Source organism: Parafrankia irregularis, from assembly GCF_001536285.1.
Taxonomy (GTDB): domain Bacteria; phylum Actinomycetota; class Actinomycetes; order Frankiales; family Frankiaceae; genus Parafrankia; species Parafrankia irregularis.
Genome location: NZ_FAOZ01000006.1, coordinates 236,447 through 263,314 on the forward strand (window position 1 = coordinate 236,447; position 26,868 = coordinate 263,314).

Below are 26,868 nucleotides of genomic sequence, written 5' to 3' on the forward strand. Positions count from 1 at the left end.
TGCCAACCCGTTCAGCAAATCCGGAGCTCGGGCTGTGGCTGCTGCCGGGCAGGAGTCGAGCCCTCCCGATGTGAACTGCTGGCGCCGCGCGACGGTGCAACCAGGCCCGAAGGCGGCTCGGCTCGTCTGGGCTGTCAGCTCTGGACGAGGTCGGCGTATTCGGGGTGGCGGTCGATGAACGCCCTGATGAACGGGCACTGCGGAACGACCGCGAGCCCCTCGGCCCGTACCGCGTCCAGCGCCGCGGCGGCGAGGGTCGACCCCACACCGGTGCCCTTGAACGCCGGGTCCACCACGGTGTGCACGAACGTCACCGCCGACTTCGTCCGGGTGTAGGTGGCGAAGCCGGCGACCTCACCGGTCTCGGTCCGGGCTTCGAAACGGCTGGCTGGGGCGTTGTCGACAACGGTGACGTCCATAGCGCCATCCTGGCCGGTGGCGGCACCCAGGGCTATCGGGCCCCGTTCAACCGATCCGGAGGATCTCGTCGACCCCGCGGCGGGGCGTGCCGGGAAGCGGCGGCAGGGCCGGGTCGGGGCGGCCCAGGCGCAGCATCATCTGGGCGTGCCCGGTGGCTCCGATCACCGCGCCCAGCTGCGCGCGGCTGGCGGTGAGGTCGATCACCTGGCCCAGCGGCGAGGCGGCCAGCCCCCGGGCGGTCGCGGTCAGCATCACCCGCCCCGTCGCGCCGCCGGCGATCAGCCAGTCGACGGGCCGGTCGCTGTCGGTGCCGACCACGAGGACGGTGGGGCGCTCGACCGGCCCCTCCCCCGGTGCCGCCGCCTCGGTGCCGCCGCCGGTAGCGCCCGCCGCGCCCGTAGCGCCCGCGGTGTCGTTCCCGCCGTCGACGCCGAAATCCCGCAGGACGAACTCCGACTGGCGCTCCCCGGCCACGTCCGGCACCGCGCTGGACGGAATCCCGTCCGCCGCCACCGACGGCTCGTGGCGCCACTGGCGCAGCTCGGCGGCGTACGCGGGGTCGTGGGCCTCGTGCCAGTCGGCGCGGGACAACAGCACGGAGGTCTCGATCCGCGAGTCCGTGTCGTCCACGAACCAGGCCCAGGCGGATTCGGCCTCGGCGGCGTGACGCAGCGCCGACAGGTCGTCCGGGGTCAGCCGCCCGCGATCGCCCGCCAGGAACGGCCGGCGGTCCGTGTGGCGCCTGGCCATGGCCGCGACGAGGTCGGCCTCGGCCGGGCTGGCCGGCCGGCGCCCGCTCACCGTGAGGGCGACGAGCGGCTGGGCCGCCGCGGGCACGCCTGTCTCGTCGTCGGCGAACGGGCCGAGCACCGCGTCGACCAGCAGACCGCGTGAGCGGGCCGCGAGGCGGGCGAAGGCCAGCGAGGCACCGCAGCTGATCAGCAGCTGGCGCCCCTCGGGGTCGGCGACCTGCAACAGCCTGGCGGGGTCGGCGAACAGGTGCAGCCCCGCCGCGTCCAGCCGCCAGCGCCAAGGCTGGGTGTTGTGAATGGACGGCGCGAGCTCGGCCAGCTCGACGATCGCGCGGGCGTCATTCTCCGTCAGCCGCATGGCGGTGCCGACCATGGCCTCTCCCGTCCGTCGACGACCCGGTCAATCATCGTGCGTCGCCGACATCATGCGCGCGGGACCCCCGGTCATCCGAAGGCCCCATTGTCGCTTCTCGCCGACTCACCGGGCCGCTCCAACTCGCCCTACCCAGCCTTCCAGTGTTCGCCCTACCCAGACTCGCGAACGTTGGACCTGCCCGGACCGACTCCGTCACCCGCTCAGGCGACGTCACCCGCTCAGGCGACGCAGCGCTCGGCGGCCTGGAACGCCTCGCCTTCGGGCACCGTCGTCTGGATCACCCTGGCCGTCGGCCACGGCTCGGCCCAGGCGCTCATCGCCCTGTGCAGGGTGGACATGGCACCGGCGGTGGTCGTGGGCCTGCCGGACCCCACCGCCCCGGACGCCCCGGACAGCTCGGACGCCCCAGCCGGCCCGGAGGCCGCCTGCCGGGCCGCGTCACGCCGTGCCAGCCGGGCGGCCGCAACCTCGGGCGAGGTCACGCAGCGCAGCTCGATCAGCTCCGCTCCGGTCTCCCGCGCGAGCCGCGCGGCCGCGGCGCGGTGGCGCCCGTCCGACCACGAGGCGTCGATGATCACCGTCTCCCCGCCGGACAGGAACACCCTGGCCCGCGCCAGCAGCTCCGTGTACGTCCGCGCGGTGATCTCCGATGCCAGCGGCCACACGTAGGAGTTGTCCGTGCCCACCTCCTCGGCGGAGAACCGCGCCCGCACCTCGTCGGAGCGGATCAGCACCCGGCCGCCGTCGCCGGCGGCGAGCCGGCCGGCCAGGGTCGTCTTCCCGGTGCCGGGCAGGCCGCCGACGAGCACGAGCCGCACCCGCGCGCGGCGCAGATGCCGGTAGGCGATGTCGGCGAGACGGCGAGCCTGCTCCCCCGCGGCGGCCGCGACCGTGGCCGCCTCGACCAGCGCACGGTAGGCGATGTGCAGGTGCTCCAGCGAGCGCGGGTGCGCCGTCCCGGCGAACTCCTGGTAGGCGCGCAGGAGAAGGTCGGCGTCCTCCGATGACCCGAGGCGCTCCAGCTCCACCGCGAGCAGCGCGACGTCCCCAAGGACGTCGTCGTGCCGCCCGTCGGCCTCGGCCCGGGCGAGGATGCGCGGCCCGTCGTCCAGGCAGTAGATGTCGTCGGCCCGCAGGCTTCCGTGCCCGTCGCGGACCCACCCGCCCGTGACCCTCCCGGCCAGCATCGCGCCGCGGCCGGCGAGGTACGCCCGGGCCAGCCGGCCGATCTCGTCCACCAGCTCGGCCTCGAGCACCGTCCCCCGGAACGCGCTGGCGGCGGTGATCGCCTCCTGCCACCGTGCCTCGGACCGCCCGGGATCGTCGACGCCGCTCCCGTGCGAGGTCTCGCAGCGCGCGTGGAACCCGGCGACGGCCCGCGCGACGGCGCGGACCTCCTCGTCGATGTGACCACCCCGCCGGAGCAGGGAGGCGAGCTGGCGACCGGCAGGCAGCCGGCGCAGGACGACAGCGTGATCCTGGACGACGCCGCCGTCGTCGACGACGTCCGCCACGCCGAGGTAGACATCCGGTGCCAGCGGCCGGTTGCGGGCCACCTCGGCGCGGCACGCGGCGAGCCGGGTCAGCAGGCCACGGAAGGCGGGCTCGCCCGGGTCCAGCGGCCGGCGCCGTTTGAGGACACGGTCGGCGGTCAGGCAGAGCACCGCGTCGGCCGTCTCGACCACCCGGCCGTCGGAGCCCGGCCGTGACCACAGCGCCGCGGGAACGGGCCTCGCGGCCATCTGCTCGACCGGCATGGCACCTCTCTCCGCACCGTTGCGTCCGGCATCCATCGTTACGGCCGACCGGGCGGCGCAGCGCCCGCGAGCGGCCCCGGAAACCGGGCCTTTCGTACCTGAGAGAGCTGCCTTCAGTCCCCTGAAACTCCTGCGGAGGACTACCACGCGCACCCGGCACTGCCGGCCGGCCGGTCAGACCGGGCAAGCGGTCAGACCGGGCAAGCGGTCAGACCGGGGGTAGACCGGGCAGCGCAGCAGAACCGGTCAGCGCAGCGGAACCGCCCAGCGCAGCCGGGTGCCCCCGGACGGGCCGGCGGCGATTTCGAACGTTCCGCCCAGCTCCTCCGCGCGGCTGCGGAGGTTGTCCAGGCCGCTGCGCCGGCTGGTGTCCCCCAGGCCGACCCCGTCGTCGGTGACCTCGGCGCGCAGCCAGCCCTGCCCGACCGTCACCGACAGCTCAGCCCGGCTCGCGCGTGCGTGCCGGGCCACGTTGGACAGGCTCTCGCGCGCGACGGCCAGCAGGTGGTCGACGGTCTTGCCCGACAGCACGGAGTCGAGTGGTCCGTCGACGCGCAGCCGGGGGCTGAACCCGAGGGCCTCGCCGACCTCCTCCACGATCTCGACCAGCCGGGCGCGCACTCCCGCCCCGCCGCTGGACCGCCTCCCCCGCAGCTCGAACACCGTCGAACGGATCTCGCGGATGGTCGCGTCGAGGTCGTCGACGTAGGTGCTGAGCCGGCCCGCCGCCGGCGCGCGGTCCTCGGCCGCGGCCATGCCCTGCAGGCCGAGCGCGACCGCGTACAGCCGCTGCATGACATGGTCGTGCAGGTCGCGGGCGATGCGGTCGCGGTCCTCCAGGACGAGCAGCCGGTCCCGGTTGGCACGGGAGGTGGCCAGGCCGAGCGCCACCTGGACGTGCCCGGCGAACGTCGCCGCCATGTCGAGGTCGGTGTCGGCGAACGGCCGGCCACCGGTCTCCCGCGCCAGGACCACCGCGCCCAGCCGCGTCTGCGTGCCCACCAGCGGGATGACCATGATCGGCCCGATGTCGACCGTGCCGAGCCCGGAGCTGCCCGGCTCCAGGGCGGCGTCGTCGACGAGCACGGGCCGGCCGTCGGCGACCGACCTGCCGGCCAGCGTCGCCTCGGTCGGAACGACCTGGCCGACCAGGATGTCCGCGGCGAGGCCGTCGGCGGCCTCGATCAGCAGTTCTCCGGTGACCTCGTCCGCCAGCAGCACGCAGGCCAGGTCGGCGTCGGCGACCTCCCGGGCGCGCCCGACGATCAGCGCCAGCGGCTCGGCGCCGTCCGCCAGCAGGTGGCGCATGATGTCGGCGGACGCCTGCAGCCACTGCTGGCGCCGCTGCGCCGCGCCGAACAGCCGCGCGTTCTCGATCGCGACACCGGCGCTGGCGGCAAGGGCGAGGACCAGCTCCTCGTCCTGCGCGGTGAACCGCCGCCCGCCGCGCTTCTCGGTGAGGTAGAGGTTGCCGAAGACCTCGCTGCGCACCTTGATCGGCACGCCGAGGAAGGTCCGCATCGGCGGATGCCCCGGCGGGAACCCGACCGCGTGGTCGTGCGCGGCGATGTCGTCGAGGCGGACGGGCCGGGGGTCGGCGGTCAGCAGGCCGAGCACGCCCTCCCCGCGCGGCAGGTGGCCGATCCTGCGAACCAGGTCGGCGTCCATTCCGACGTGGATGAACTGCTCCATCCGCCCGTCCCGGGCGATCACTCCGAGGGCTCCGTAGCGGGCGTCGACAAGCTCGCAGGCCGCCTCGGCGATCCGGCGGAGCACGACCTCCAGGCTCAGGTCGGCGGCGACCGCACGATGGGCCCGCAGCAGGCTGCGCAGCCGGCCCTGGGTGGTCATCACCTCGTGGGCCCGCTCGACCAGCTGGGCCATCAGCTCGTCCAGCTCAAGGCGGCCAGTCCGGGTGGGCGGGGCCTCGCCGAACGAGTCCGGGACCGGGAGCGGAGCCGGGGCGTCCAGGAGCTTCTCACTGTCGATCATCTCCCCGGCCTCCCGCCCGTCCAGCAGCTCCCGGAGTCGTCGAATCCCCAGCAGCCGCGGTGTCTCCAGCAACCCGCCGTCGGTGTCGTCGCCAGGGCTGTTATCACCACAGGCGCCCTCGAGCCACGGGTCCATGGTCTACAGACGCTATCGAACATCAGGGAAGCACAGCTTCGATCATCGGCCCAGCCATCGCGCTGGGTGACCATCGTGGCCCCGCCATGACCTGGCCGGACGGCACGGACCGCCGGAGACGCTGGTCATCACCACCGGCCACAGCTACCGAGACGGGTGCCACAAGGACCCATCCGGTCGGGCCTTCCGGCACCCCCGGGCACCATCCGGGCCGCACGGCTCTTCCGACCAATCCACGCAACGGCCCTTGCACGTGCACGTGCAACCCCGGATGATCGGTGCCTGGGCTGGCGCGCCCCGACAGTGTCCGACCTCCGGTGGAGCCAGCCTTTGGAGCCAGCCTTGTACCCCACGCGGTCGCTGTGCCATCCCGTCGACCTGCGGCTGATGGTGGTCGTCGCCGGCACCGTTTTCCTGATCATGTCAGGCACCTCGGAAGGCTCACCCACGCCGGAGTGGCGGCTGCCCGCGGCCTCACTGCGGCTCGGCGAGCCGGCCCGGGAGACGGCGCTGCGGCTGGCGGCCGACGCGGCCGCACCGCTGGCCGACGAGGCGGCGCTCACCCTGGCGCACACGGCGCACCACCGGATCGGAGGTGAGGAGCGGATGACCCTCTACTTCCTGCTGGACTGCACAGCGAAGGTGGCGACGGCGACGACGACGACGGCGACGACGACGACGACGGCGCGGGAGCCGGCAGGACGGCCGGGGCAGGCGTGCTGGCGGTCCCTCATCGACCTCCCCGCGGGGCTGGACAGGTTGGACGATGCCGTCCTTGTCGCCTGGCAACATGGCGAGGCCTATTCCGAGCCGGGCTGGCACCCCGTCCGGCCGCCGTCACCCAGCAGCCTTTCACCGCTTGAGGAGCTCCGTGCCCACTGAACCGGCGGGAAGCGGATTCGCACCTCCGGCACCCCCGTATGGTGGACCGGCCCGGCAAATCGTTACGGTCGATGCCGCATCTGCGGTCCGCACCAGGGGCGGGCGTAAAGAATCGACCTGACGGTGCCTGACCATCCAAGGCGCGGATTCGTCCGGCGAACAACGAGGGGGGGCGGCTCTTGCGCGGCCGCGACATCGACTATGACCGTCCGACACTCATCGGATGCGGTCGCTGCGATGTGCGTTGGACGGCGCTGACCGCTGCGCACTGCCCAACCTGCCACGAGACCTTTGTGGGAAGCGAAGGGTTTGACGCGCACCGCGACGACGGTCACTGCGTGCCGCCCGTCGACGCCGGGCTGTGCGCGGACGGCGGCTACTGGCGCCGCGACGACGAACGGGCCCCGGGGCGGCTGCTGACCCTCCCGCGCCAGATCACCACCGACCCGGTCGTCCGTCCCGCCTGACCGCCCCCATCCGGCGGGCTCAGGCGTTGATCGCCGCGATGCGCCGGGCGGAGCCCGCGAGCGCGGCCCGCAGGGATGGCGGGGCGACGACCCGAACGTGCGGGCCCAGCGCCCACAGCTGCGACTCGGCGACTTCCGGGCCCTCGAACCACACGTCCAGCTCGCGCCAGCCGTCGGCGTCGGGCGCGCCGGCCGTGGCCAGGGCCCGCCGTGCGACGAGCGGGTCCAGCACTCCGGCGAGGATCCGCTCCCCGAGCGCGGTGAGCGCCAGGCGCGCCGGCCAGCTGTGCAGGGACCGGACGAAGTCCTCCTTCGAGGCGGCCCACCAGCGGTCCAGCTGGAAGTCCGCGGGCCGGGTGAAGCTCGCCCGCGGCCCCGGCACCGGTTCCGCCGCGACGATCCTGTCGACGCGGTAGCTACGGATGTCACCGTCCTGGCTGTCACCGTCCTGGCCCGCGGCCAGGTACCAGACCCCCGCTTTCAGGACCAGCCCCAGCGGCTCGATCCGGCGCTGAACCGGCCGGTCCGCCCTGCCCGGCCGCGCCGTTCCGTCCGCTCCGTCCGCTCCGTCCTGCCTGTGCGGCCGGCCGTACCGGATGTCGAGGCGGTGCCCGGCCCAGACCGCCGCGGCGACGGCGGCCAGGCACGGCACCGGCTCCGCGTCGGTGAACCAGCCCGGCGCGTCCAGGTGGAACCGTTCGCCGACCTGCCCGGCCCGGACGCGCAGCTGCGGGGGCAGGGTCGCCAGCACCTTGCCCCGCGCGGCGGCGGCGACGGCGTCCAGCCCGAGGCCGGCGAGCGCGTCGCCGCCGGCCCCCGCCAGCAGCAGCGCGGACGCCTCGTCGCCGGTCAGCCCGTCCAGCCGGGTCCGCCACCCCTCCACCAGGCGGATCCCGCCGCGCGGCCCCGGCTCGGACCACACCGGCACGCCCGCCTGGGCGAGCGCGGCGACATCACGCCGCACGGTGCGGACGGACACCTCGAACCGGGCGGCGAGATCGGCGGCGGTGGCCCCGCCGTGGGCCTGGAGATGCAGCAGGAGGGCCATCAGGCGGCTGGAACGCACCCGGCGAAGGTAGCTCCGATCCCTGACAGCAGATGTCACTGTTCGAGGTGAGGCTAGGGCCATGACTGTGAGCTGGAACGAGTTCGAGACGGCGGAGCCGGACTTCGGGCGGGCCGTACGCGAGCGGTTCGCCGCCTACCGCCACCATGTGCTGGCGACCGTGCGCGCGGACGGATCACCTCGGGTGAGCGGCATCGAGACGAGCTTTCTGCTGGGCGAGCTGTGGCTCGGCGGCATGCCGGGTGCGCGCAAGTCGGCGGATCTGATCCGGGAGCCCCGGTTCGCGCTGCACGCGAACCCTGGCCCGGGCTCCGACATGGCCGATGGTGATGCCCGGGTCGCCGGCCGGGCCGTGCCGGTCACCGACCCGGGCACACTGCGGAGCTTCGCGGACGAGGTGAAGCCGCCGACGCCGTTCGACCTGTTCCGGGTGGAGGTCACCGAGGTCGTCCGGATCTCGGTCGCCGGCGACGAGCTGATAGTCGAGAGCTGGCATCCCGACGGCCGTGGCCTGCGCGTTCTGCGCCGTGGTAACGACGACGCGCCGGCCCGGGAGGAATAGCCCACACCGCGCGTCCGGGCACCGCTGGTCCGTAACGGCATTTCTTGACCCTGAGAACGGCGTACTCATACGTTCGATTGGCAGGTGTGGCGCTCGCGCCGAACCACCGCGACGAGCGACCGCGACGAGCGGAAATGTTCCGTACGTTCCGTACTGGCTTCCGGCTGGCCCGTTCCGGGCTTCCGGCTGGCCTGCTTCCGGGTTGGGGAGTGCCGTGGAAAACGCAGTGATCGTCGACGTCGTGCGCACCGCTTCGGGGCGAGGCAAGCCCGGCGGAGCGCTGTCCGAGATCCACCCCGTCGAGCTTCTCGCGGCGACCTTGAAGGCGCTGGTCACCCGGAACGACATCGACCCCGCGATCGTCGACGACGTGATCGCCGGCTGCGTCAGCCAGGCCGGGGAGCAGACGGCGAACATCGCCCGCAACGCGGTGCTCTCCGCCGGCTACCCCGAGTCGGTGCCGGGGACCACCGTCGACCGGCAGTGCGGCTCGAGCCAGCAGGCCATGCACTTCGCCGCGCAGGGCGTCATCGCCGGTGCCTACGACGTCGTCGTGGCCTGCGGCGTCGAGTCGATGAGCCGGGTCCCGATGCGCTTCGCCTCGGTGGGACGGGATCCGTCCGGGCCGGGCATGCGCGCGCGCTACCCCGAGGGCCTCGCCAACCAGGGCGTGGGCGCCGAGCTGATCGCGGCGAAGTGGAAACTGACCCGCGAGGAGCTCGACGAGTTCTCCGCCCGGTCGCATCAGCGAGCGGCGGCGACCGCCGCGGCCGGTGGCTTCGACAACGAGATCATCCCGTTCGAGGCGGTCGCCCCGGACGGCAGCACGTTCACCCACACCGTCGACCAGACCGTCCGCCCGTCGACCACGGCCGAGGGGCTCGCCGGGCTCAAGCCGTCGTTCTACACCGAGCAGTACGCCGAGCGCTTCCCGCAGATCGGCTGGCACATCACCCCGGGCAACTCCTCGCCGCTCAGCGACGGCGCGTCCGCCGCACTGATCATGAGCGAGTCGAAGGCGTCCGCGCTGGGCCTGCGGCCGCGGGCCCGCTTCCACTCGTTCGCGCTGGCCGGTGACGACCCGCTCTACATGCTGACCGCGCCGCTGCCGGCGACGCAGAAGATCCTCAGGCGCTCCGACCTGAGCCTGGACGACATCGACGCCTACGAGGTCAACGAGGCGTTCGCGTCCGTCCCGCTGTTCTGGGCGAAGGAGCTCGGCGCCGACCCGGCGAAGCTCAACCCGCGCGGTGGCGCGATCGCGCTGGGCCACCCGCTCGGCGGTTCCGGGGTCAAGCTGATGGCGACGATGCTCAACTACCTGGAGGCCACCGGCGGGCGCTACGGTCTGCAGACGATGTGTGAGGGCGGCGGCATGGCCAACGCGACGATCATCGAACGCCTGTAGGTTCGTTTCCCGGGTCGTTCGGGGCCGTTCGGGACCGTTCGGGACCACTCGGGACCGTTCGGCTTTGGTGTCGGGTTTGGCGTTGGTCCAGTTACTCCAGGTTGTTCGGGAGGCAGTGTGTCCGGTCCGCTGAGCGGGCTGCGGGTCGTGGAGCTCGCGGGAATCGGCCCCGGGCCGCACGCCGCGATGATCCTCGCCGACCTCGGCGCGGACGTCGTCCGCGTGCAGCGGCCGAACCTGGGCGACGGCCCCGACGACTGGCTGCTGCGCGGCCGGCGCCTGCTGCGGGTGGACCTGCGCAGCCCCGAAGGCCTCGCGCAGACGACGGAGCTGATCGCCCGGGCCGACGTGCTGATCGAGGGCTACCGGCCCGGAGTGGCCGAGCGGCTCGGCCTCGGCCCGGAGCAGTGCCTGGCCCGCAACCCCCGGCTGGTCTACGCCCGGATGACCGGCTGGGGCCAGACCGGTCCGCTCGCGCACCGCGCCGGCCACGACATCAACTACATCTCGCTGACCGGTGCCCTGCACGCCATGGGCAGCAACGCCGACGAACGCCCGGCACCGCCGCTGAACCTGGTCGGCGACTACGGCGGCGGCTCGATGTTCCTGCTGGTGGGGATCCTCTCCGCGCTGCTGGAACGCGGGCGTTCGGGCCAGGGCCAGGTCGTCGACGCGGCGATCGTGGACGGAACCAGCGTCCTGCTGCAGATGATGTGGGCCTGGCGCGCCATGGGCGACTGGCACGGCTACGGCGACTGGTCCGACGAGCGGGCATCCAACCTGCTCGACGGCAGCCGGCCCTTCTACGACACCTACACCTGCTCCGACGGCGGCCACGTCGCCGTCGGGCCGCTGGAGCCGCAGTTCTACGCCGAGCTGCTCAAAGGCCTCGACCTGGACGCGGCGCAACTGCCGGACCAGAACGACCCGGCCGGGTGGCCGGTGCTGCGCGAGGCGTTCACCACCGCCTTCGCCGCCCGCACCCGCGACGAGTGGGCGGCGCGGTTCGACGGGACGGACGCCTGTGTCACGCCGGTCCTGAGCCTGGCCGAGGTGTCGGCGGATCCGCACATGTCCGCCCGCGGCGCCGTGGTCGACGTCGACGGGGTCCCCCAGGCCGCGCCCGCGCCCCGCTTCTCCCGCAGCCCCACGCCCGTACCCCCCCGCGCGGTCTACAGCGAGCCGGACGCCGTCCTGGCCGAATGGGCGAGCGCGCCGCCAGCCGGGTGACCCGCGCCCGGATCACCCGTTCTCGAACCACCCGCATCCGACTCGCCCGCGTCGAGGTGAGAGCCGGCTGAACGCGGCGGACGTCGCGCTGCTCGTCGGCGCCGGGATCCTCGCGGGCATCACCAGCACGGTCGCGGGGTTGGCGTCCCTCGTCTCCTACCCGGCGTTGCTCGCCGTGGGCCTGGAGCCACGGACCGCGAACATGACGAACACCGCGGCCCTGCTGTTCGTGGCGCTCGGCGCCGCGCTCGGCTCGCGCACCGAGCTCGCCGGCCAGGGCGGGCGAGTCGCCCGCTTCGGCGCCGCCACCCTCACCGGCGGGGCCCTCGGCGCGGTGCTGCTGATGACCACCCCGGCCCGCGCCTTCGAGCTGGTCGTGCCCTGGCTGATCGTCGGTGCCGCGGTGCTCCTGGTGCTCTCGCCTCGCCTTCGGCCGGGGGCCGGTGACACCGCCGCCGGCCCCCTTGGTGGCCCCCTCGGCCCCCGCGGCCCCGGCCTGCTGGCCGCCGTGTTCGCCGTCTCGATCTACACCGGATATTTCGGCGCGGGCGCCGGCGTCGCCCTGCTGGCGATCATGGCTGTGATGATCCCGGAGCCACTGGCCCGCGTGAACGCGGTGAAGAACGTCGTGTCGGGCTTCTCCAACGCGGTCGCCGCGGTCCTGTTCGCCGTCGTGGGATCGGTCGCCTGGACGGCTGCCGCCCCGCTGGCCGCCGGGCTGCTCGCCGGCGGCGCCATCGGCCCCCGCATCGTCCGTGCGCTGCCCGCCGAGCTGCTGCGCTGGATCATCGCGGCCGCGGCGGTCGGCCTGGCCGTCTCCCTGGCTCTCGACGCCTACCGCTGAGACCCGCGCCCAACGCAACTCAGCCCGGCCCGGCCCGGCCCGACCCGGCCTGACCCGGCCGCTGTTCTCCTCGCCACCGGTCACGGATCCCACCGGCAGTTCACCTCAAGTGGGACAAAAGTGGCACGGCGTCGCCTGGCAACGCGCAAGAAAGAAGGATTTTGGTCGTCGGGACGACCAGAATCCTTCACCCTTGCGACTCGCCAGACCGGGCTACCGGGCTACCGGGCGCTCGGAGGTCCGGCCGCGTTCGAGGAGCGCGACCCTCCCCACCCGCCGAATGGCGATCTTGATCGGCGCCGACCCGCGACTCACCGGCGACCAGGATCCTCGGGTCCTACTCGGTAGCGAGCCAGTCACAGCGGCAGCCCGAAAACAGTGGCACACCCGGGAGGTTATCCCGCATACATCCGGGTATTTGCCGGCTCAGCGGATATTCCCCCTTTTACGGAAGGAGCGCCCGATGGCAACCCGGGTGCGCACTCGGACCTACGGCAGCGTCAGCCTCGGATTTCTCCTTTACCTGGCCATCGGACTCATCGTCACCATCAGCCAGGACTACTGGAACGTCACCGACTGGGACGGTGCCACGCTGCGCCACTTCTTCACCGCCGTGGTGGCGACACTGGCCTGGCCGCTGGCCATCTTCTATTCCATCGGCCTGACCCCGCGGTAGATGTCCACGTAGAGGTCGACATGCGCGACCCGGGCCGCTCGCCGGCACACCGCCGGCCGGCAGTGCGGCTGCGCGGCCGGTTGCGCGGCCGTCCAGCCGTGGTGCCGTCCCATGGTGCCGTCTCCCGCCGCCGCGCACGGTGGGAGACGGCACCGGCCAGCGCCGACGGCGGACCTCAGCCGCCCGACGCCGAGAAGAACGTCGTCACCCGCAGCTCGGTCAACACCGTGGCCGCACAGCCCGCGCCGGTCACCGAACCAGGCCCGGCGGCCGCAGGACCAACCGCCAGCCCAGCCGCAGGACCGGCAACAGGCCCGGCCACCGACCCAGGCCCGGCCACCGACCCAGGCCCGGCAACACCGTCCGCGGCGAACGCACCGTCCAACGGGAGCAGCCCCGCAAAGCCGTCCACCGGCAGCGGACCTGTTCCGCCGGGAGGGACGAGGCGCAGCCCAGCCGGCCTGGCCGGTGCATCCGGGCAGCCCGGGAACAACCCGGCGGCGGTCATGGTGAGGCCGGCCTGCGCCCGTCCGCCGGCCGCCAGCGGCACCGACGGCCCGACCGGCCCCTGGGCATCGGCCGCCGGGCCGAGCCCGTCGCCGGCCTCGTCGACCTGGAAAACCAGCGGGTAGCCGCGCAGCTCACAGGCCCGCCGCCCGATGTTGACCACGCTCAGCGCCGCGTGCGTCTGACCCGCGCCATGCTGGATGTCCGTCACTTCGGCGCGAAGCTCACCCGAGTCGCAGGAAATGCCGCCGCCCGGCACGGCACCGGCCACGGCCACGGCCATTCCGGCGAAACCCGACGACGCGAAACCCACCACCGTGAGCGTGGCGGCGGCCATCCCGGTCGAAGTCAGGACGTGGAATCCCACCCCGCGCCTTTTCGGCGGCATTTCCGGCCGGCGCGAGGCGGACGATTCGAGGATGCGCGGAGAAAACGGAGAAAGACGCATGACGCCCTCCCGGATCCCCCGATCTGGGCCCGTTCCGAACTCCCGGTAAACGATGTTCCCGGGCACCGATCACCTTCCCCTTTCCCGGGGTCGCCACACCTGCGGTCCGGTCACCGACCGCGACAGTGACGAAGCGCACCATTGCGTGACCGAGCCCATCTGCATGGCCGAGCCCGTCCGGGGCCTGGCCCATCCGAGCGCGTCCCGTGGGGCGAGCCGGTCTGCGGGTGAGCTGTTCCACGCGAGCCGTCGGGCGGCGGTCGCGCTTTGGGCTGGTGCTCGGTGCGGATGGTGAGCAATCATGCGGCCGGGGCCCCGCCGGTACCCGCCGAACCACACGGTGGCCCCCTGGACCGACGCACATCCCACAGGCCATCGTGAAACGGTCCGCACCTGGCAGGCGTTGAACCAGCTTGACGGGGGTAGGCACACCGCTGGGCGACTGTCGGGCCCGACAGCGTCCCACCCGACGGAAGGGATCATGAACAGTACCGACGATGCCGGATGTAGTTCCGGCCGACCCACGCGTAGGGAAGCGCCCGCGGGGGTCGATCGGTGACAGAGGCGCTCCTTCTGCTCCTGAGTATTGTGCTGGTGGTGGCCTGCGGCGTCTTCGTCGCCGCGGAGTTCGCGTTCGTCACCGTTGACCGACCTTCCGTCGAGCGTGCCGCCGACGCGGGCGACCGGTCCGCGGCCGGGGTGCTGACCGGGCTGCGGCAGCTGTCCACCCAGCTCTCCGGGGCACAGCTCGGTATCACCATCACGAACCTGGCCATCGGCTTTCTCGCCGAGCCGGCCATCGCGGATCTGCTCGAGGGCCCGCTCACCAGCCTCGGGGCTTCCCACGGTGTCGCGCGTGGCGTCTCCGTGGCTCTCGCCCTCGTCCTCGCGACCGCGTTCACCATGCTCTACGGGGAGCTCGTGCCCAAGAACCTGGCGATCGCCAGGCCGCTGGGCACGGCGCGGGCCGTGCAGCGCCCGCAGCGGGTCTTCACCCGGGCTGTCCGTCCCCTGATCCATTCGCTGAACAGCACCGCGAACGCGCTGCTGCGACGGGTCAACATCGAGCCCCAGGAGGAGCTCGCCTCGGCCCGATCGCCGCAGGAGCTGTTCTCCCTGCTCGGGCGCTCGGCCGAGCACGGCACCCTGCCTCGGGAGACCGCGACGCTCATGCAGCGCTCGCTGACCTTCGGTGACCGCGTGGCCGAGGACGTCATGACACCCCGCATGCGCATGCAGTCGATCGACGCGGACGCACCGGTCAGCGAGGTGATCAACGCGGTCCGGCGGACCGGCCACGCCCGGTTCCCGGTCATCGGGGACGGCAGTGACGACGTCGTCGGGCTGATCCACGTCAAGCACGCGGTGAGCGTGCCCGAGGAGCTGCGCGCCACGACGACGGTGCGGGAGGCGATGGTCCCCGCCGTGACGGTGCCGTCCTCGATGCCGCTCGACCCGCTGCTGGAGACGCTGCGGTCGGGCGGTCTGCAGATGGCCATCGTCGTCGACGAGTTCGGCGGCACGGATGGTCTGGTGACCGCGGAGGACCTCATCGAGGAGATCGTCGGCGACGTCATCGACGAGCATGACCGGGTCAGCCCCCGGGCCCTGCGCCGCCGGGACGGCACCTGGCTGCTCTCCGGCCTGCTGCGGCCCGAGGAGGCCAGCGAGGTCACCCGCCTGCGGATCCCGGCCGACGAGTCGTACCAGACCCTGGGTGGCCTGATGTCACGCACGCTGGGGCGGATCCCCCGCGCCGGCGACACGATCACGCTCGAGGGCATCCGGTACGAGGTGGAACGGATGGACGGTCGGCGGGTCGACCGGATCCGGCTCGGGGCCGGCCGATGAACGACATCATCGCGCTGGCGGTGACGGTTGTGCTTCTGGCCGGCAACGCCTTCTTCGTCGGCGCCGAGTTCGCGCTCATCTCCGCTCGGCGGGACACCATCGAGCCGCGGGCCGCGGCCGGCTCGCGCGCCGCCAAGGTGACGCTTCACGCCATGGAGCATGTGTCACTGATGCTCGCGGGCGCCCAGCTCGGTATCACGGTGTGCACGCTCGGCCTCGGCGCGCTGAGCGAGCCCGCCATCGCGCACCTGCTGGAGGCGCCGTTCGAGGCGGTCGGGCTGCCGACCTCGATGCGGCATCCGGTGGCGTTCGCGATCGCGCTCACCCTGGTGACCTACCTGCATGTGGTCATCGGCGAGATGGTTCCCAAGAACCTCGCGCTGGCCCTGCCGGACCGGGCGGTCCTGCTGCTCACCCCGCCCCTGGTCGCCGTCGTGCGGGCGGTGAAGCCGGTGATCTCGGCTCTCAACCTGGTCGCGAACCTCACCCTGCGGGCGCTGCGGGTGGAGCCGAAGGACGAGGTCACCAACGTCTACACCCGCGACGAGGTGGCCGGGCTCATCGAGGAGTCGCACCGCGAGGGCCTGCTGGCCGAGGACGAGCACGACCTGCTCACCGGCGCGCTGTCCTTCGACGAGCGCACCGCCCGCAGTGTGCTGCTCCGGCCGGAGGCGCTGGTCACCGTCGCACCCACGGTCACGCCGCGGGAGGTCGAGCAGCTCGCCGCCGACACGGGCTTCACCCGTTTCCCGGTCCGTGGCGAGGACGACGACCTCGTCGGCTACCTGCACCTCAAGGACGTCCTGGAGAACCGTGAGGACCGCAGGTCCGCGCCGGTCGCGCCGAAGTGGATCCGGCCGCTGGTGCGGGTCGGCGCGGACGAGAGCCTGCGCACGGTCCTGGCGACCATGCAGCGCTCCGGGTCGCATCTGGCCCGGCTCTCCGACGAGACCGGCCGCATCCTCGGGCTGGTGGCGTTGGAGGACATCCTGGAGGAGCTCGTCGGCGAGATCCGCGACGAGGCGGCCCGTCAGCCCGCCTGAGGCCGGCCGCGGGCGGCCTGCGGGTCGTCCGCGGCCGGCTGCGGCTGCGGTGTGTTCGGTGAGCCGGACGCTCTCCGAACACACCCGCCGCCGGCCGACGCCGGGGTCAGCAGCCGTCAGCGGCGGCCGGTGCCGGGCCGGCGGCGGTCAGCGGAGGGTGTCCCCACACAGCGCCATCGGCATCTGGACCTGGAAGACGTCCGCCGCCTGCCCGACGCGCACGACGCTCACGCAGACGCGCGGGGCGTTCTTCACGGCGAGATCGACCGGACCGGGCAGCAGGCCGCCCGCGTCGTAGTCCTTCACCGCGCGCAGCGCCGCGATGTACCCGGCCCGGGTCGGGCACTGCCCGGCCTCCTGCAGGCCGCGCAGGAACAGGTCCGCGGTCAGCCAACCGACCAGGCCGGTGGTCTGCTCCGGCCGCTCGATCTGCGGCGCGTACTGGGCCATCGCGTCGAGGTAACGCTGATGCGCCGGGGTGTGCGCCTCGAACGGCAGGAAGTCGACGAGGTAGAAGCTGCCGGCCAGCCCGGTGCGGCGGCGGTCGAGGACCCCGGGGTCGTAGCCGACCGGCTGCATCGCCACCTTCACCGTCACGCCCGCGGCCCTGGCGGCGGCGACGACGTCCGCGAACGCCTGGACGGGCACGACGCCGGTGATCATGTCGGCACCGGCGGCCCGCACCCGCTCGGCCGCCGCGGCCAGGTCGAAGCCGGTGGACGTCCAGGTGATCGTGTCGACCACCTGGACCGCGTCGGCACGCAGGCTGCGCGCCAGCCGGTCCCCGATCTGCCCGGAGGCCGCGAGGGCGTCCGTACGCAGGATCACCGCCCTGGTCGCCCCGTGGGAGTGCGCGAACACGCCGAAGACCGAGTTGCCGAGGTCACCGCCGAGCATGTTGGAGTAGCCGAACACGTTCTCCCCGCCGGCCGTGAGGTCCTGGCCGATCGTGGGGACTCCGCGTTCGGCCAGGTAGTCGGCCGCCTCGCCGGCGATGCCACTGGTCCCGACGACGGCGAACGACTGGGAGCGCTCCACGAGCGAACGCGCGGCGAGCAGCGCGCCCGCCGAGGTCGACTCGTCGTCGCGCCAGTCGTACCTGACCTGGCGGCCGTGGACGCCACCGGCGGCGTTCGCCTCGCCCAGCCTGGCGTCGACGCCGGCCCGGAACGCGCGGGAGAGCTGGGAGCTGGTTCCGGTGTCCGGGTAGAGCGCGCCGAACCGGACCTCGTCGGCGGTCACACCGGCCACCGGCGCACAGCTGGCCGCGGACACCTCGGGCGAGGTGTCGCCGGCTTCCCCGAAGCATCCGCCGATCAGGGTCGCCACCGCCGTCGCCAGTGCCAGGGCACCACCTGCGGCCCGCCACCGGCGGCCAGTCGCTGCGATCCTCAACAGTGTCCCCCGAGGCAAGAAAGGGATAGTTCGTACTTTTCCGACCATCAGGGCAAACTGGCTCGGCAACGTTACAACATCACGGACGCAGAGCCCAGCGATCGGCCGCCCCGCGGCCAGGCGTCCGGCGTTCAGCCGACCGGCAGTCAGACGTCCAGCGGTCAGCCGACCGGCGGTCAGCCGACCTGGCCACGCCGCGGGCCGGCGGCCACGATCACCGCCATCGACGGGGCCCACCAGTAGCTGCAGTCCGCCGGCGGACGCAGGCCGTCCACCACCCGCACCGAGAACGTCTCGAAATGGCGCAGCAGCGCACGCTGGTGACGCCGGGAAAGCGAGTCGATCTCGTTCGAGTAGTAGGTGAACGACCCTCCATCGGCCAGATGCTCGGCGGCGTGCGGGAAGAAGTGCTCGGCGAACGTCGCGTCCCGCACCACGTGGTCGTCGACCTCGCGCTCGTCCAGTGGATAGGTGTCGAACAGGATGCCGTCGAAACGCCCGAGATCCGGCAGCACGTCCTGCCAGCGGCCGGTCACTATCCGCACGCCGGCCCGGCCACCGCCATCGCCCCCGCCCCCGCCCCCGTCACCGTCACCGTCGTCGGAGGCGGCCCACGCCCGCGCGGTCGCGGCGACGTCCGGGTTCGCCTCGATGATCGTGTGCGCCGACGGCCGCAGGCTCTGGACGAACCCGGCCGAGATTCCCAGGCCGAAGCCGACCTCGCAGACCGTCCCCCCGGTGCGGGTCACCGCCTCGGCCAGCGCCCGCATCAGGGGACGCTCCCAGGTCTGCATCACCTCCTGGCCGGAGACCAGCAGGGTGTCGCCGGTGACCACCGGCGTGTCCGCGTCGAGGGCCACCTCGATCCTCGGCCGGGTGGCGCCCGGCACCAGTCGCGGCGCGACCTCGTCGAGAGCCCGGACGTCGGCCACGAACTCGTCCAGTGCCCGCCCGAGCAGCCACTCACGAGGCTCGTCCGCCACCGGCGCCAACAGCGATTCAGACGTCGGGGTGAGACTGACCTCGAACTTCGCCGTGCGCCGCAGCAGCACCATGACCTCCCAGATCCGACACTGGATCGACCGGAAAACCGCCGGAACAGATGGGAAAGCCCGGCCGGGATGCACCGTATACGCGGCACACCGCATACACGGCACACCACCGGTCCACACGGAGTCCGCATCCGATCAACATCCGGTCCGCACCCGGTCCGCGGGCAATGAACGTGGACGTCGGCTGCGCCGCAGACGGGTGTCGTAGGATCAATGCGATCTGATGTGCCCAGGCAGGAGTGCGGCCCCTTGAGCGGGTATACACAACCGCCGGTGTCCGGGAACACCGCGCGGCCGCTCCGCGCGGAGGACCCCGTCCGGCTCGGTAACTATCGCGTGGTCGGCAGGCTCGGCCAGGGTGGAATGGGCGCGGTCTTTCTCGGCCAGGCGCCGGACGGCACCGCCGTCGCCATCAAGGTGATCCGGCCCGAGCTCGCGTCCCGGCCGGAGTTCCGGGCCCGTTTCGCCCGTGAAGCCGAAAGCGCCCGCAGAGTTCGCCGTTTCACCACCGCGGCGGTCCTCGACGCGGATCCGGACGGCCCACAGCCGTATCTGGTGACGGAATTCGTCGAAGGCCCCACGCTGTCACGGCATGTCACGGCACGCGGGCCGATGCGGCCGGCCGACCTCGAACAGCTCGCGGTCAGCGTCGCCACCGCGCTGTCGGCCATCCACGCCGCCGGGATCGTGCACCGCGACCTCACGCCCGCGAACGTCCTGCTGTCCCCGGTCGGGCCGAAGGTGATCGACTTCGGGCTCGCCCGCGAGTACGACACCGTCAGTGACCTGTCCCGCAACGTCAAGCAGGCGATCGGCACCCCCGGCTACATGTCACCGGAGCAGATTCTCGACCAGCCCATCACGGCGGCGGTCGACATCTTCGCCTGGGGCTCGATCATCGTCTTCGCCGCCACCGGGCAGCCTCCGTTCGGCCAGGGGCGGGTCGAGGCCGTGCTGTACCGGATCGTGAACGAGCAGCCGCGGCTGGAGGGCGTGACCGGCGAGCTGCGCGACCTCGTCGAGCTCGCGATGCGCAAGGATCCCGGCGCCCGTCCCAGCGCCGAGGAGCTGCGCGCGGCCCTGATGGGCGGGGTGGCCATCCCGGATCGGTCGGCCCCGGCCCCGTCCTCCGCCGGCGTGGCCGGCGAAAGCGACCAGGGCGATCGCGCGCCACGCGGACGTCGCTGGTCACGAGGCGGCCGCAAGGCCACAGAGGTCTCGACGACGGGCGCGGCGGCCGGCCCCGCTCGCCCCTCACCGGCCGACACCGTCATCTCGGCGTCGCCCCTCCCGCCCGCGCCACCGATGCCGACCTCGCCGCCCCCCGCCGCGCGGCAGCCCTACTCGCCGGCACCGCACTCGCCCGCACCACACTCCCCGGCACCGCATTCGCCGGCACCGCATTCGCCGGCACCGCATTCACAGGCGCCGCCCCACTCACCAGCACCGCAGTCGCCCTACTCCCCGGCGCCACGCCCACCGGCGACCTACTCACCCGCGCCCTACTCACCGGCACCCCGATCGCCGGCACCACTGTCACAGACACCGCAGTCACCGGCACCGCACCCGTCCTCCCTGTCCCCTGTCACGCCGAGCAGCCCGGGCACCGCGGCGGCGCGGGGGCCACACCAGCAGGGCACGGGCCCGGACACCGGCACGGGGCGGCGCAGGCCCGATCGGCGGGTGGTCATCGCGGGCTTCGCCGTCGTGCTCGCCGCCGCCATCGCGATCCCGGTGGCGAGGCTCGGCGGCGGTGACTCACCGTCGAGTACGGACCGCGATGCCATCGCGACCAGGCTCGCCACCGAGGCGGCCGCCAGGCGTGCCGAGGACCCGGACCTCGCGGCCCGGCTGAGCCTCGCCGCCTACCGGATCGCTCCGGTCAGCGCCGCCAAGGACGCAATGATCGCATCGTTCAGCGCGCTGACCACGGTGCAACCACCGGAGGCCGCCAGCCCCGGCAAGGACGTCACGTTCAGCCCGTCGGACTCCGTGCTCGCCTCGGCCGGGTCGGACGGTGCGCTGCGGCTCTACCGCCTGACCGACGGCGGCGAGCCGTCGTTGCTCAGCGAGCAACCGACCAACGACCCGGCCGCCGCTGTCGCGTTCGCTCCCGACGGCAAGCGACTGGCCCTCAGCGGCACGCAGGACCCGGCCCGGGTGTGGGATGTGACCGACCCGGCCAAGCCGACGCAGCTGAGCACGCTGTCCGGCCTGGGTACACCCGTCCAGGTGGCGCTCGGCGCGGACGGGACGCTGCTCGCCGCCGCCACCGCGGACGGCACGTTCGCGCTGTGGCGCCTCTCCGACCCCGCGGCGCCCGAGCCACCGCGCCTGCAGCGCACCGGCTCCGTCATCACCGACATGGCCCTGAACCCAGCCGGAACGCTGCTCGCGACCGCGGGAATCAGCGGGGATGTGCAGCTCTGGGACGTCACCGACCCGGCGCGCCCGAAGCAGAGCGGAGCCCTGCGCGGGCCGGTCGCCGCTGTCAACACCGTCGCCTTCAACGGCGACGGGACACGGCTGGCCGTGGGCCGGGACGACCGGACCGTCCAGGTGTGGGACGTGAGCGATCCACAGCAGGGCCACGTCGCCACCGAGCTACGCGGGCCCGAAGGCCCCGTCTTCGCCGTCGCGTTCGACGAGGCCGGTCAGATCGTCATCGGGGACCAGTCCGGCGTCGTGAGCTACTGGGGCGGGGCGGATCCGGCGGCGGTGGTGCGGATCGCTGATGCGGAAAGCAAGATCACGTCCATTGCGATCGACCGCGCGGGTGACCACCTCGCGTTCACCACCGAAGGTGGCCGGACCTCGATCTGGTCGCTCAACCCCGACAGGCTCACCGCCGTCGCCTGCGCGAAACCGTCGGCGCGGATCACCCCGGCCGAGTGGGAACAGTTCGTCCCGGAGATCTCGTACACCGATCCCTGCAGCATCTGACCCACAACCGGGACCGGATGTCGGTTCGGTTCCACCTGCCGCTCGGGTCCACATGCCGCTCGGGTCCACATGCCGCGACCCACGCACCCTGGCTGTCGGCCAGAGCCCGTGGGTCGCGGTCCGTGCGTTCCGCCGGTAGGGCGGCAGAGCATCGAGCGGTGGAGCGGTCAGGCGGTGACCGGCGGAACGCCCTTGATCAGCTCGTCGACCTTGGCGACGTTCTCGTCGATCGTGCTCTGGGCACGCGGCACGTAGTGGGCGTCGAAGGCGATCTTCTCGCCGTTCTGCATGTAGTAGCGCATGAAGGCGGCGGCCCCGGACTCACGCAGCGAGTCCTTGCGGGCGTAGACGAACACCGGCTTGCACAGCGGCAGGTAGAACCCGGTGCCCGCGGTCACCGCGTTCGGTTCGACGCAGCCCTTGCCGTTGTCGATCTCCAGACCGCGCAGCTGCGAACCGAACGTCTGGAAGGTCGGGAAGTCGAGGAAGCCGAGCGCGTACTGGTCGCGGGCCACGTCGGTCGCCACACCGCTGAGGTCTGCCTCCTGGTACTGGCGGGACTTGTCACTGGCGTCGTTCACCGTCGCGTTGAACACCTGTGCCTGCACGCTGTCCCGCGGCGGCCCCACAAAGCTGATCGGCTGCGCCGGGAAAGAGGAGTCGATCTGGTCCCACCGGGTGATCTGCGAGCCGGCGTTCCAGATCTCGCGGACCTGGTCGAGGGTCATGCAGCGAGCCCACGAGTTCTGCGGGTTCACCACGATCGGCAGGGTGTGGTGCGCGACCTCGAAGCCGACGATCTGGTCGGCGCAGCCGGGATTGGCCTTGGAGTCGAACTCGAAGGAGGCGTCGGCGACGTCGATCTCGCCCGCGCACAGCTTGGCGAAGCCGTCCTCGGTCGTCGACGAGCTGACATTCACCGTCACGTTCGGCTGGACCTGGCGGAATCCCGCGTAGGCGGTCTCACTGATCGGCGCGACCTCGGCCGAACCGGCGATCAGCACCGTTTTCGGCCCCCGTGTCAGCGGTGCGGGGGACGCGCTCTGCTGCGCCGGAGGGGTCGTGACCGCCGTGGCGATCGGCACGACCGCGGTCGGCTCCTCGTCATCGCCCCCGGTCAGGGCGACACCGAACACGACGCCGGCGGTCACGAACACGATCGCCGCGACCGCGGCGGCGATCGTCCCGCCCGACCGGCCCGCGAACGGACCGCCGCCGGAACCCGAGCGACCGCCACGACCGCCACGACCGGTGTCCGGCCGGGCGGCCTGCGGTGGCACCGGCGCGGCGCCCACGGGACGGCTCTCGCCCGCCGCGTTGACGATCTCCATTCCGCCGAGCATCGTCGCCGCGCCCTCGTCGAAGCCGGAGGAGGACGAGGAGGCGCCGGTCGCGGTCGGATACGTCATCGGGGTGCCTGGGGCCGTGCCCGCCGGCGGCGGGGACGACACCGGGGCGCCGGTACGGCCCCCGATCACGGTGGCGTCGGGGTCAGCCGGCCGGGCCGGCGGAACCGGCCCGGCGGACGACGCGGAGCCGACCGGCGGAAGCGACCCGACCGGCGGAAGCGAGCCGACCGGTGGGAACGAGGAGACCGGGGGCACGGAACCGGCCGGCGGGAAGGAGCTCGCCGGGGGCACCGAGCCCTCGGCGGGGTAGGAGCCCGGCTGCGAGACCGACCCCCACGGAGGCACGGATCCCGGCTGCGTGCCGGCGGCCGGCGGCCGGATGATCGAGGTGATCTGCTCGCCCGGCGAGCGTTCGGCGAGCCCCGCCGCGATCAGCGCCGCCCCGGTGGCGATGTCGTCGTCCGAGCCGACCTGCCAGCGGCCGACACCGGGGAAGGCGGCACGCATCTGGGCCGCGACGAGCGGCATCCGCGCGGTTCCCCCGAACAGCAGCACGGTCGACAGGTCGGCGTGTTCCGCCTGGCCGCTGCGCAGCACCTGCCGGAATGCCCGCACCGTGTCGTCGACGACCGGTGCGACCAGGGTCTCCAGATCGGAGCGCCGCAGAGTGACCGAAGCCGTCTCCCGGCCCGGGAGGCTGACCGTTACCTCGATCTCCTCCTCCTCGGCGAGGTACTCCTTGGCCTGCGCGCACTCGTCCCGCAGCCGGCCCAGCGCGACCGCGATCGCCGGGTCGCCAAGGTCGAGCCGGTCGCGGCTGGTGCCCACCTGGGCCAGCGCCCTGTCCACCAGCAGTTCGTCGAACTCGGCCCCACCGGCGCGACCGACGCCTACCGGCGATCCAAGCCGTTCGAATCCGAACGGGCTGAAGGACAGCACCGCCGAGTCGAAGTGGCCGGCACCGAAGTCGTAGAAGCCCACCAGGTCAACGGTCCGGGCCGCCCGGCGGCTGATCAGCAGCGTGCCGATCGCGTCGGCGGACGCGCAGGTTGTGACGGGAGCGGAGACATCCGAAAGCTGGCTGACGGCCTCGGTGAATGCGGCGCGGCGATGCTCCGGCCAGAAGGTCGGATGCGCGACGACGATCTGCTCGGGCTCCTCGCCGCGGGCCGCGACCACCTGGCCGACCAGGTGACCGACCAGCCGGCCGAGGAGGCCCTCGGGGCTGTAGGCCGCGCCCGCGACCAGAACGTGGCCCGGCTCGCCAACGCGGTGCAGGAAGCCGCGGGCCGCGCGCTCGGGATCCGCCGTGGCCCGTCGCGCTGCCGAACGGCCGACGAGCATGCCTCCCGCCTGGGGCATGTAGAGCACGGATGGCACCGCCCGCCCACCGCCCAGGGTGAGCACGGCGGGCCATCCCCCGTCGGAGACCGCAAGAACGGTGTTCGCCGATCCGACGTCAATGCCAAGTTGGTAGCCCATGGGTCCTCCGGCTGTGTTCCCTCGTTGTCCGCCGTGGCCGTCACGGACGGACGCAGCGTGATCCCCCCGGCTCCCTCAGCGCCCCCGACACCGTCCGTAATCAGGCGGGTCGTTCACACAACAACGAAAGATCCGGCGGCCACATCGTAGGCCGCCCGACCAGGAGCTCCCTATCCGGTAGCGGACATCGATATCAGAAGACGGACACCGCACGAAGACCTGTCCTCCGTTGTAACGCCAATCCATCCGAAACACATCTGTCGGAAACGCGTCCGTCGGAAGCCGCGCCGGAATCCCCCGCCGGGTTCCGGGTTGAGCCGATTCCACTGCGCCAGACCACCATCACGGGGCGTCGGCAGGATCCAGGCCAGGCCCGGCAGGCCCGCCAGGGTAAAGGCGCCCACGGTTTCGCCTCCCGGGCTGCCGCCGTTCGAGATCGCGGACCGCCCGCGCCCGAAGAGGTCCCCGAGCCGCCCGCACCAACCCTTTACGTACAGGTTCCGTCCGCAATAGGCTGCATCGCCCTGAGGTGCGAGTGAACGGAAGCTGGGCGGGACGGCGGCCAGCGGCCTGGGCGCCCAGGCGACACGCGAACCCGGGATCGATCAACACCGCCGCGGGAACGGAGCGTGAGTCACATGACGTCGACCGACAACGAAGTCCGACCGACGATCCCCGACCTGCTCCGGCGTGCCGCCGGCGAGTTCGGCCCCGCCGACTACCTCGTCACCCTGACGGACCGGCTGACCTACGCCGAGGCCGACGAGCGGTCGGCGCGGGTGGCCCGGTGGCTGCTGCACGAGGGCGTGGGCAAGGGCACCCGGGTGGGGCTGTTCTTCCCCACCGGCGTCGAGTGGGTCACCTGGTGGCTGGCGGTCTCCAGGATCGGCGCCCTCGCCGTGCCGTTGAGCACGCTGTACGCGCCGGCCGAGATCGCCAAGGTGGCACGGTTGGCCGACCTGCAGATGCTGGTGGCACCCACGCGGGTACTCAGGATCGACGTCGCCGACCGGTTCGAGGCGGCGTTCTCCGACCTGCCGGGCCAGCTGGACGGACCACTGGAGCTGGCGGGCGCGCCGTACCTGCGGCGGATCGTGCTCACCGGCGAGACCGACCGCGGCTGGGCCACCCGGTGGCACGCGCGGGACGCACCGATGGTGCGCGCCGAGATCCTCGCCGCGGCTGAAGCCGAGGTCACCCCGGCCGACCTGGCCGTCATGGTACACACCTCCGGGTCGACGGCTGACCCGAAGGGCGTCCTGCACACCCACGGCACGCTGGTGCGGCAGACCTCCACCTGGGCGGCCGTGATCCGCCACCTCACGGACGTCGAGGACGCGCCGCGCATCCTGTGCGCCATGCCGTTCTTCTGGATCGGCGGGATCCTCGCCGCGGCAGGAGCGCTGCACGCGCCCGTCGCGGTGCTGTCCCTGGAGCGGCTGGAGGCCGGATCGGCCCTCGACCTCGCCGAGCGGGAACGGGCGAACGGTGTCGTCGGGTGGCCGGCGTTCACCCAGCAGCTACGGCTGCACCCGTCCTTCCCGGAACGGGACCTGCGTAGCGCGCCCGCTCTGCTGCAGGGTCCGGTGGACCTGGCGATGGTGGATGTCCCCGACGGTCACCCGATTCACCGGAGCCTGACCGAGTCCGGCGGCAGCTTCGCGTTCACCGAGATCGCGATCGTCGACGCGGACGGTGGGCGCGTCCCGGACGGCACGGTCGGCGAGCTGCTCATCCGTGGTATCGGCGTGATGGCCGGATACAACAAGCGCGAACGGTGGGAGGTCTTCGACGCGGACGGCTGGTACCACACCAGCGACCGGGTCTACCAGAGGACGGGCGACCCACGGCTGTTCTACGTCGGCCGGGACAGCGAGCTCATCAAGGCCGCCGGCTCGAACGTGTCGCCCCGCGAGGTCGAAGCCGTCATCGAGGAGTTCCCCGAGGTGGCGCACTGCGTCGTCGTCGGAGTCGAGCACCCGTCCCGTGGCGAGGAGGTGTGCGTGGTCGTGGTGGCGGCGGGAGAGGATCTGGACGTGGCGGAGCTGGCCGCGCGGGCCCGGACGCGTCTGTCCGCCTACAAGGTGCCCACCCGGTGGATCGTCGCGGCCGGCGACGAGGTGCCGGCGCTGCCCAGCGGCAAGCCCGACCGCAGGGGCCTCAGGCGGCTGGTCGATGAGGGCCGCGTGAAGTAGCCGGGCCACCGCTTGCCGGCAGTAGGACCTGACGGA

General features: G+C 72.8%; 20 protein-coding genes. 11 read left to right on the top strand and 9 right to left on the bottom strand.

Annotation, left to right across the window (positions count from 1 at the left end; genetic code table 11):
• Nucleotides 1-134: 134 nt before the first annotated feature.
• The 4 genes from AWX74_RS12205 to AWX74_RS12220 all read right to left on the bottom strand — a co-directional run bounded on the left by AWX74_RS12205 (nt 135) and on the right by AWX74_RS12220 (nt 5,432).
• Nucleotides 135-419, bottom strand: a complete 285-nt coding sequence (locus AWX74_RS12205) for a GNAT family N-acetyltransferase (protein ID WP_091275230.1) — start codon at nt 417-419, stop codon at nt 135-137.
• Between the two features lie 46 nt (nt 420-465).
• The gene (locus AWX74_RS12210; RefSeq protein ID WP_091275232.1) at nt 466-1,545 is read right to left on the bottom strand and encodes an Acg family FMN-binding oxidoreductase; all 1,080 of its coding nucleotides are present in this window, start codon (nt 1,543-1,545) and stop codon (nt 466-468) included.
• A 221-nt stretch (nt 1,546-1,766) separates the two neighbouring features.
• On the bottom strand, nt 1,767-3,305 hold the full coding sequence (locus AWX74_RS12215; RefSeq protein WP_091275234.1) for an AAA family ATPase: 1,539 nt from the start codon (nt 3,303-3,305) through the stop codon (nt 1,767-1,769).
• A gap of 246 nt (nt 3,306-3,551) precedes the next feature.
• Nucleotides 3,552-5,432 carry a GAF domain-containing sensor histidine kinase gene (locus AWX74_RS12220; protein WP_091275238.1) on the bottom strand — a complete coding sequence of 627 codons (1,881 nt, stop codon included), beginning with the start codon at nt 5,430-5,432 and terminating at the stop codon, nt 3,552-3,554.
• Nucleotides 5,433-5,774: 342 nt separating this feature from the next.
• Here AWX74_RS12220 and AWX74_RS12225 point away from each other — a divergent pair, with 342 nt between their 5' ends.
• Nucleotides 5,775-6,314 carry an NUDIX hydrolase gene (locus AWX74_RS12225; RefSeq protein WP_091275241.1) on the top strand — a complete coding sequence of 180 codons (540 nt, stop codon included), beginning with the start codon at nt 5,775-5,777 and terminating at the stop codon, nt 6,312-6,314.
• Nucleotides 6,315-6,493: 179 nt separating this feature from the next.
• Entirely contained in the window at nt 6,494-6,781 is a 288-nt protein-coding gene (locus AWX74_RS42470) for an FDXHR family putative zinc-binding protein (RefSeq protein ID WP_006539475.1), read from the top strand.
• A 19-nt stretch (nt 6,782-6,800) separates the two neighbouring features.
• On the opposite strand, the gene AWX74_RS12235 is transcribed toward AWX74_RS42470, so the two are convergent.
• Complete coding sequence (locus tag AWX74_RS12235) at nt 6,801-7,847, bottom strand: helix-turn-helix transcriptional regulator (RefSeq protein WP_091275244.1); 1,047 nt, start codon at nt 7,845-7,847, stop codon at nt 6,801-6,803.
• A gap of 61 nt (nt 7,848-7,908) precedes the next feature.
• Between AWX74_RS12235 and AWX74_RS12240 the strand changes: the two genes are divergently transcribed.
• From AWX74_RS12240 to AWX74_RS12260, 5 genes are all read left to right on the top strand, one after another.
• Complete coding sequence (locus AWX74_RS12240; protein WP_054564199.1) at nt 7,909-8,409, top strand: pyridoxamine 5'-phosphate oxidase family protein; 501 nt, start codon at nt 7,909-7,911, stop codon at nt 8,407-8,409.
• 214 nt (nt 8,410-8,623) lie between these two features.
• Nucleotides 8,624-9,817 carry a thiolase family protein gene (locus AWX74_RS12245; RefSeq protein WP_091275248.1) on the top strand — a complete coding sequence of 398 codons (1,194 nt, stop codon included), beginning with the start codon at nt 8,624-8,626 and terminating at the stop codon, nt 9,815-9,817.
• 117 nt (nt 9,818-9,934) lie between these two features.
• Nucleotides 9,935-11,047, top strand: coding sequence for a CaiB/BaiF CoA transferase family protein (locus AWX74_RS12250; RefSeq protein ID WP_091275250.1), 1,113 nt, complete (start codon nt 9,935-9,937; stop codon nt 11,045-11,047).
• Nucleotides 11,048-11,153: 106 nt separating this feature from the next.
• Entirely contained in the window at nt 11,154-11,891 is a 738-nt protein-coding gene (locus AWX74_RS12255) for a sulfite exporter TauE/SafE family protein (protein ID WP_091275253.1), read from the top strand.
• A 463-nt stretch (nt 11,892-12,354) separates the two neighbouring features.
• Nucleotides 12,355-12,567, top strand: coding sequence for a hypothetical protein (locus tag AWX74_RS12260; RefSeq protein WP_006539468.1), 213 nt, complete (start codon nt 12,355-12,357; stop codon nt 12,565-12,567).
• A gap of 175 nt (nt 12,568-12,742) precedes the next feature.
• Here the strand turns inward: AWX74_RS12260 and AWX74_RS12265 are convergent, their stop codons facing one another.
• Nucleotides 12,743-13,441 (bottom strand): DUF4232 domain-containing protein, encoded by a 699-nt coding sequence (locus tag AWX74_RS12265; RefSeq protein WP_165615574.1) that lies wholly within the window; start codon nt 13,439-13,441, stop codon nt 12,743-12,745.
• Nucleotides 13,442-14,077: 636 nt separating this feature from the next.
• Here AWX74_RS12265 and AWX74_RS12270 point away from each other — a divergent pair.
• The gene (locus tag AWX74_RS12270) at nt 14,078-15,373 is read left to right on the top strand and encodes a hemolysin family protein (protein WP_076823743.1); all 1,296 of its coding nucleotides are present in this window, start codon (nt 14,078-14,080) and stop codon (nt 15,371-15,373) included.
• Nucleotides 15,370-16,416, top strand: coding sequence for a hemolysin family protein (locus AWX74_RS12275; protein WP_054564204.1), 1,047 nt, complete (start codon nt 15,370-15,372; stop codon nt 16,414-16,416). The genes AWX74_RS12270 and AWX74_RS12275 overlap by 4 nt, the downstream gene beginning before the upstream one ends.
• A 147-nt stretch (nt 16,417-16,563) precedes the next feature.
• Here the strand turns inward: AWX74_RS12275 and AWX74_RS12280 are convergent, their stop codons facing one another.
• Both AWX74_RS12280 and AWX74_RS12285 read right to left on the bottom strand, forming a co-directional pair.
• On the bottom strand, nt 16,564-17,811 hold the full coding sequence (locus AWX74_RS12280) for an ABC transporter substrate-binding protein (protein ID WP_091275257.1): 1,248 nt from the start codon (nt 17,809-17,811) through the stop codon (nt 16,564-16,566).
• A 176-nt stretch (nt 17,812-17,987) separates the two neighbouring features.
• Nucleotides 17,988-18,860: a methyltransferase gene (locus AWX74_RS12285; RefSeq protein WP_091275770.1), complete on the bottom strand. Its 873-nt coding sequence runs from the start codon at nt 18,858-18,860 to the stop codon at nt 17,988-17,990.
• 252 nt (nt 18,861-19,112) lie between these two features.
• On the opposite strand from AWX74_RS12285, the gene AWX74_RS12290 reads away from it, so the two are divergent.
• On the top strand, nt 19,113-21,806 hold the full coding sequence (locus AWX74_RS12290; RefSeq protein ID WP_242666195.1) for a WD40 repeat domain-containing serine/threonine protein kinase: 2,694 nt from the start codon (nt 19,113-19,115) through the stop codon (nt 21,804-21,806).
• A 167-nt stretch (nt 21,807-21,973) separates the two neighbouring features.
• Here the strand turns inward: AWX74_RS12290 and AWX74_RS12295 are convergent, their stop codons facing one another.
• On the bottom strand, nt 21,974-24,637 hold the full coding sequence (locus AWX74_RS12295) for an Hsp70 family protein (RefSeq protein WP_091275263.1): 2,664 nt from the start codon (nt 24,635-24,637) through the stop codon (nt 21,974-21,976).
• 638 nt (nt 24,638-25,275) lie between these two features.
• Between AWX74_RS12295 and AWX74_RS12300 the strand changes: the two genes are divergently transcribed.
• The gene (locus AWX74_RS12300) at nt 25,276-26,832 is read left to right on the top strand and encodes a class I adenylate-forming enzyme family protein (RefSeq protein WP_091275267.1); all 1,557 of its coding nucleotides are present in this window, start codon (nt 25,276-25,278) and stop codon (nt 26,830-26,832) included.
• Nucleotides 26,833-26,868: the final 36 nt, after the last annotated feature.

What these genes read in the sequence shown, in the direction of transcription:
- AWX74_RS12205 (WP_091275230.1), bottom strand. Translation starts at nt 419, where the DNA reads ATGGACGTCACCGTTGTCGACAACGCCCCAGCCAGCCGTTTCGAAGCC.
- AWX74_RS12210 (WP_091275232.1), bottom strand. Translation starts at nt 1,545, where the DNA reads ATGGTCGGCACCGCCATGCGGCTGACGGAGAATGACGCCCGCGCGATC.
- AWX74_RS12215 (WP_091275234.1), bottom strand. Translation starts at nt 3,305, where the DNA reads ATGCCGGTCGAGCAGATGGCCGCGAGGCCCGTTCCCGCGGCGCTGTGG.
- AWX74_RS12220 (WP_091275238.1), bottom strand. Translation starts at nt 5,432, where the DNA reads ATGGACCCGTGGCTCGAGGGCGCCTGTGGTGATAACAGCCCTGGCGAC.
- AWX74_RS12240 (WP_054564199.1), top strand. Translation starts at nt 7,909, where the DNA reads ATGACTGTGAGCTGGAACGAGTTCGAGACGGCGGAGCCGGACTTCGGG.
- AWX74_RS12260 (WP_006539468.1), top strand. Translation starts at nt 12,355, where the DNA reads ATGGCAACCCGGGTGCGCACTCGGACCTACGGCAGCGTCAGCCTCGGA.
- AWX74_RS12275 (WP_054564204.1), top strand. Translation starts at nt 15,370, where the DNA reads ATGAACGACATCATCGCGCTGGCGGTGACGGTTGTGCTTCTGGCCGGC.
- AWX74_RS12295 (WP_091275263.1), bottom strand. Translation starts at nt 24,637, where the DNA reads ATGGGCTACCAACTTGGCATTGACGTCGGATCGGCGAACACCGTTCTT.
- AWX74_RS12300 (WP_091275267.1), top strand. Translation starts at nt 25,276, where the DNA reads ATGACGTCGACCGACAACGAAGTCCGACCGACGATCCCCGACCTGCTC.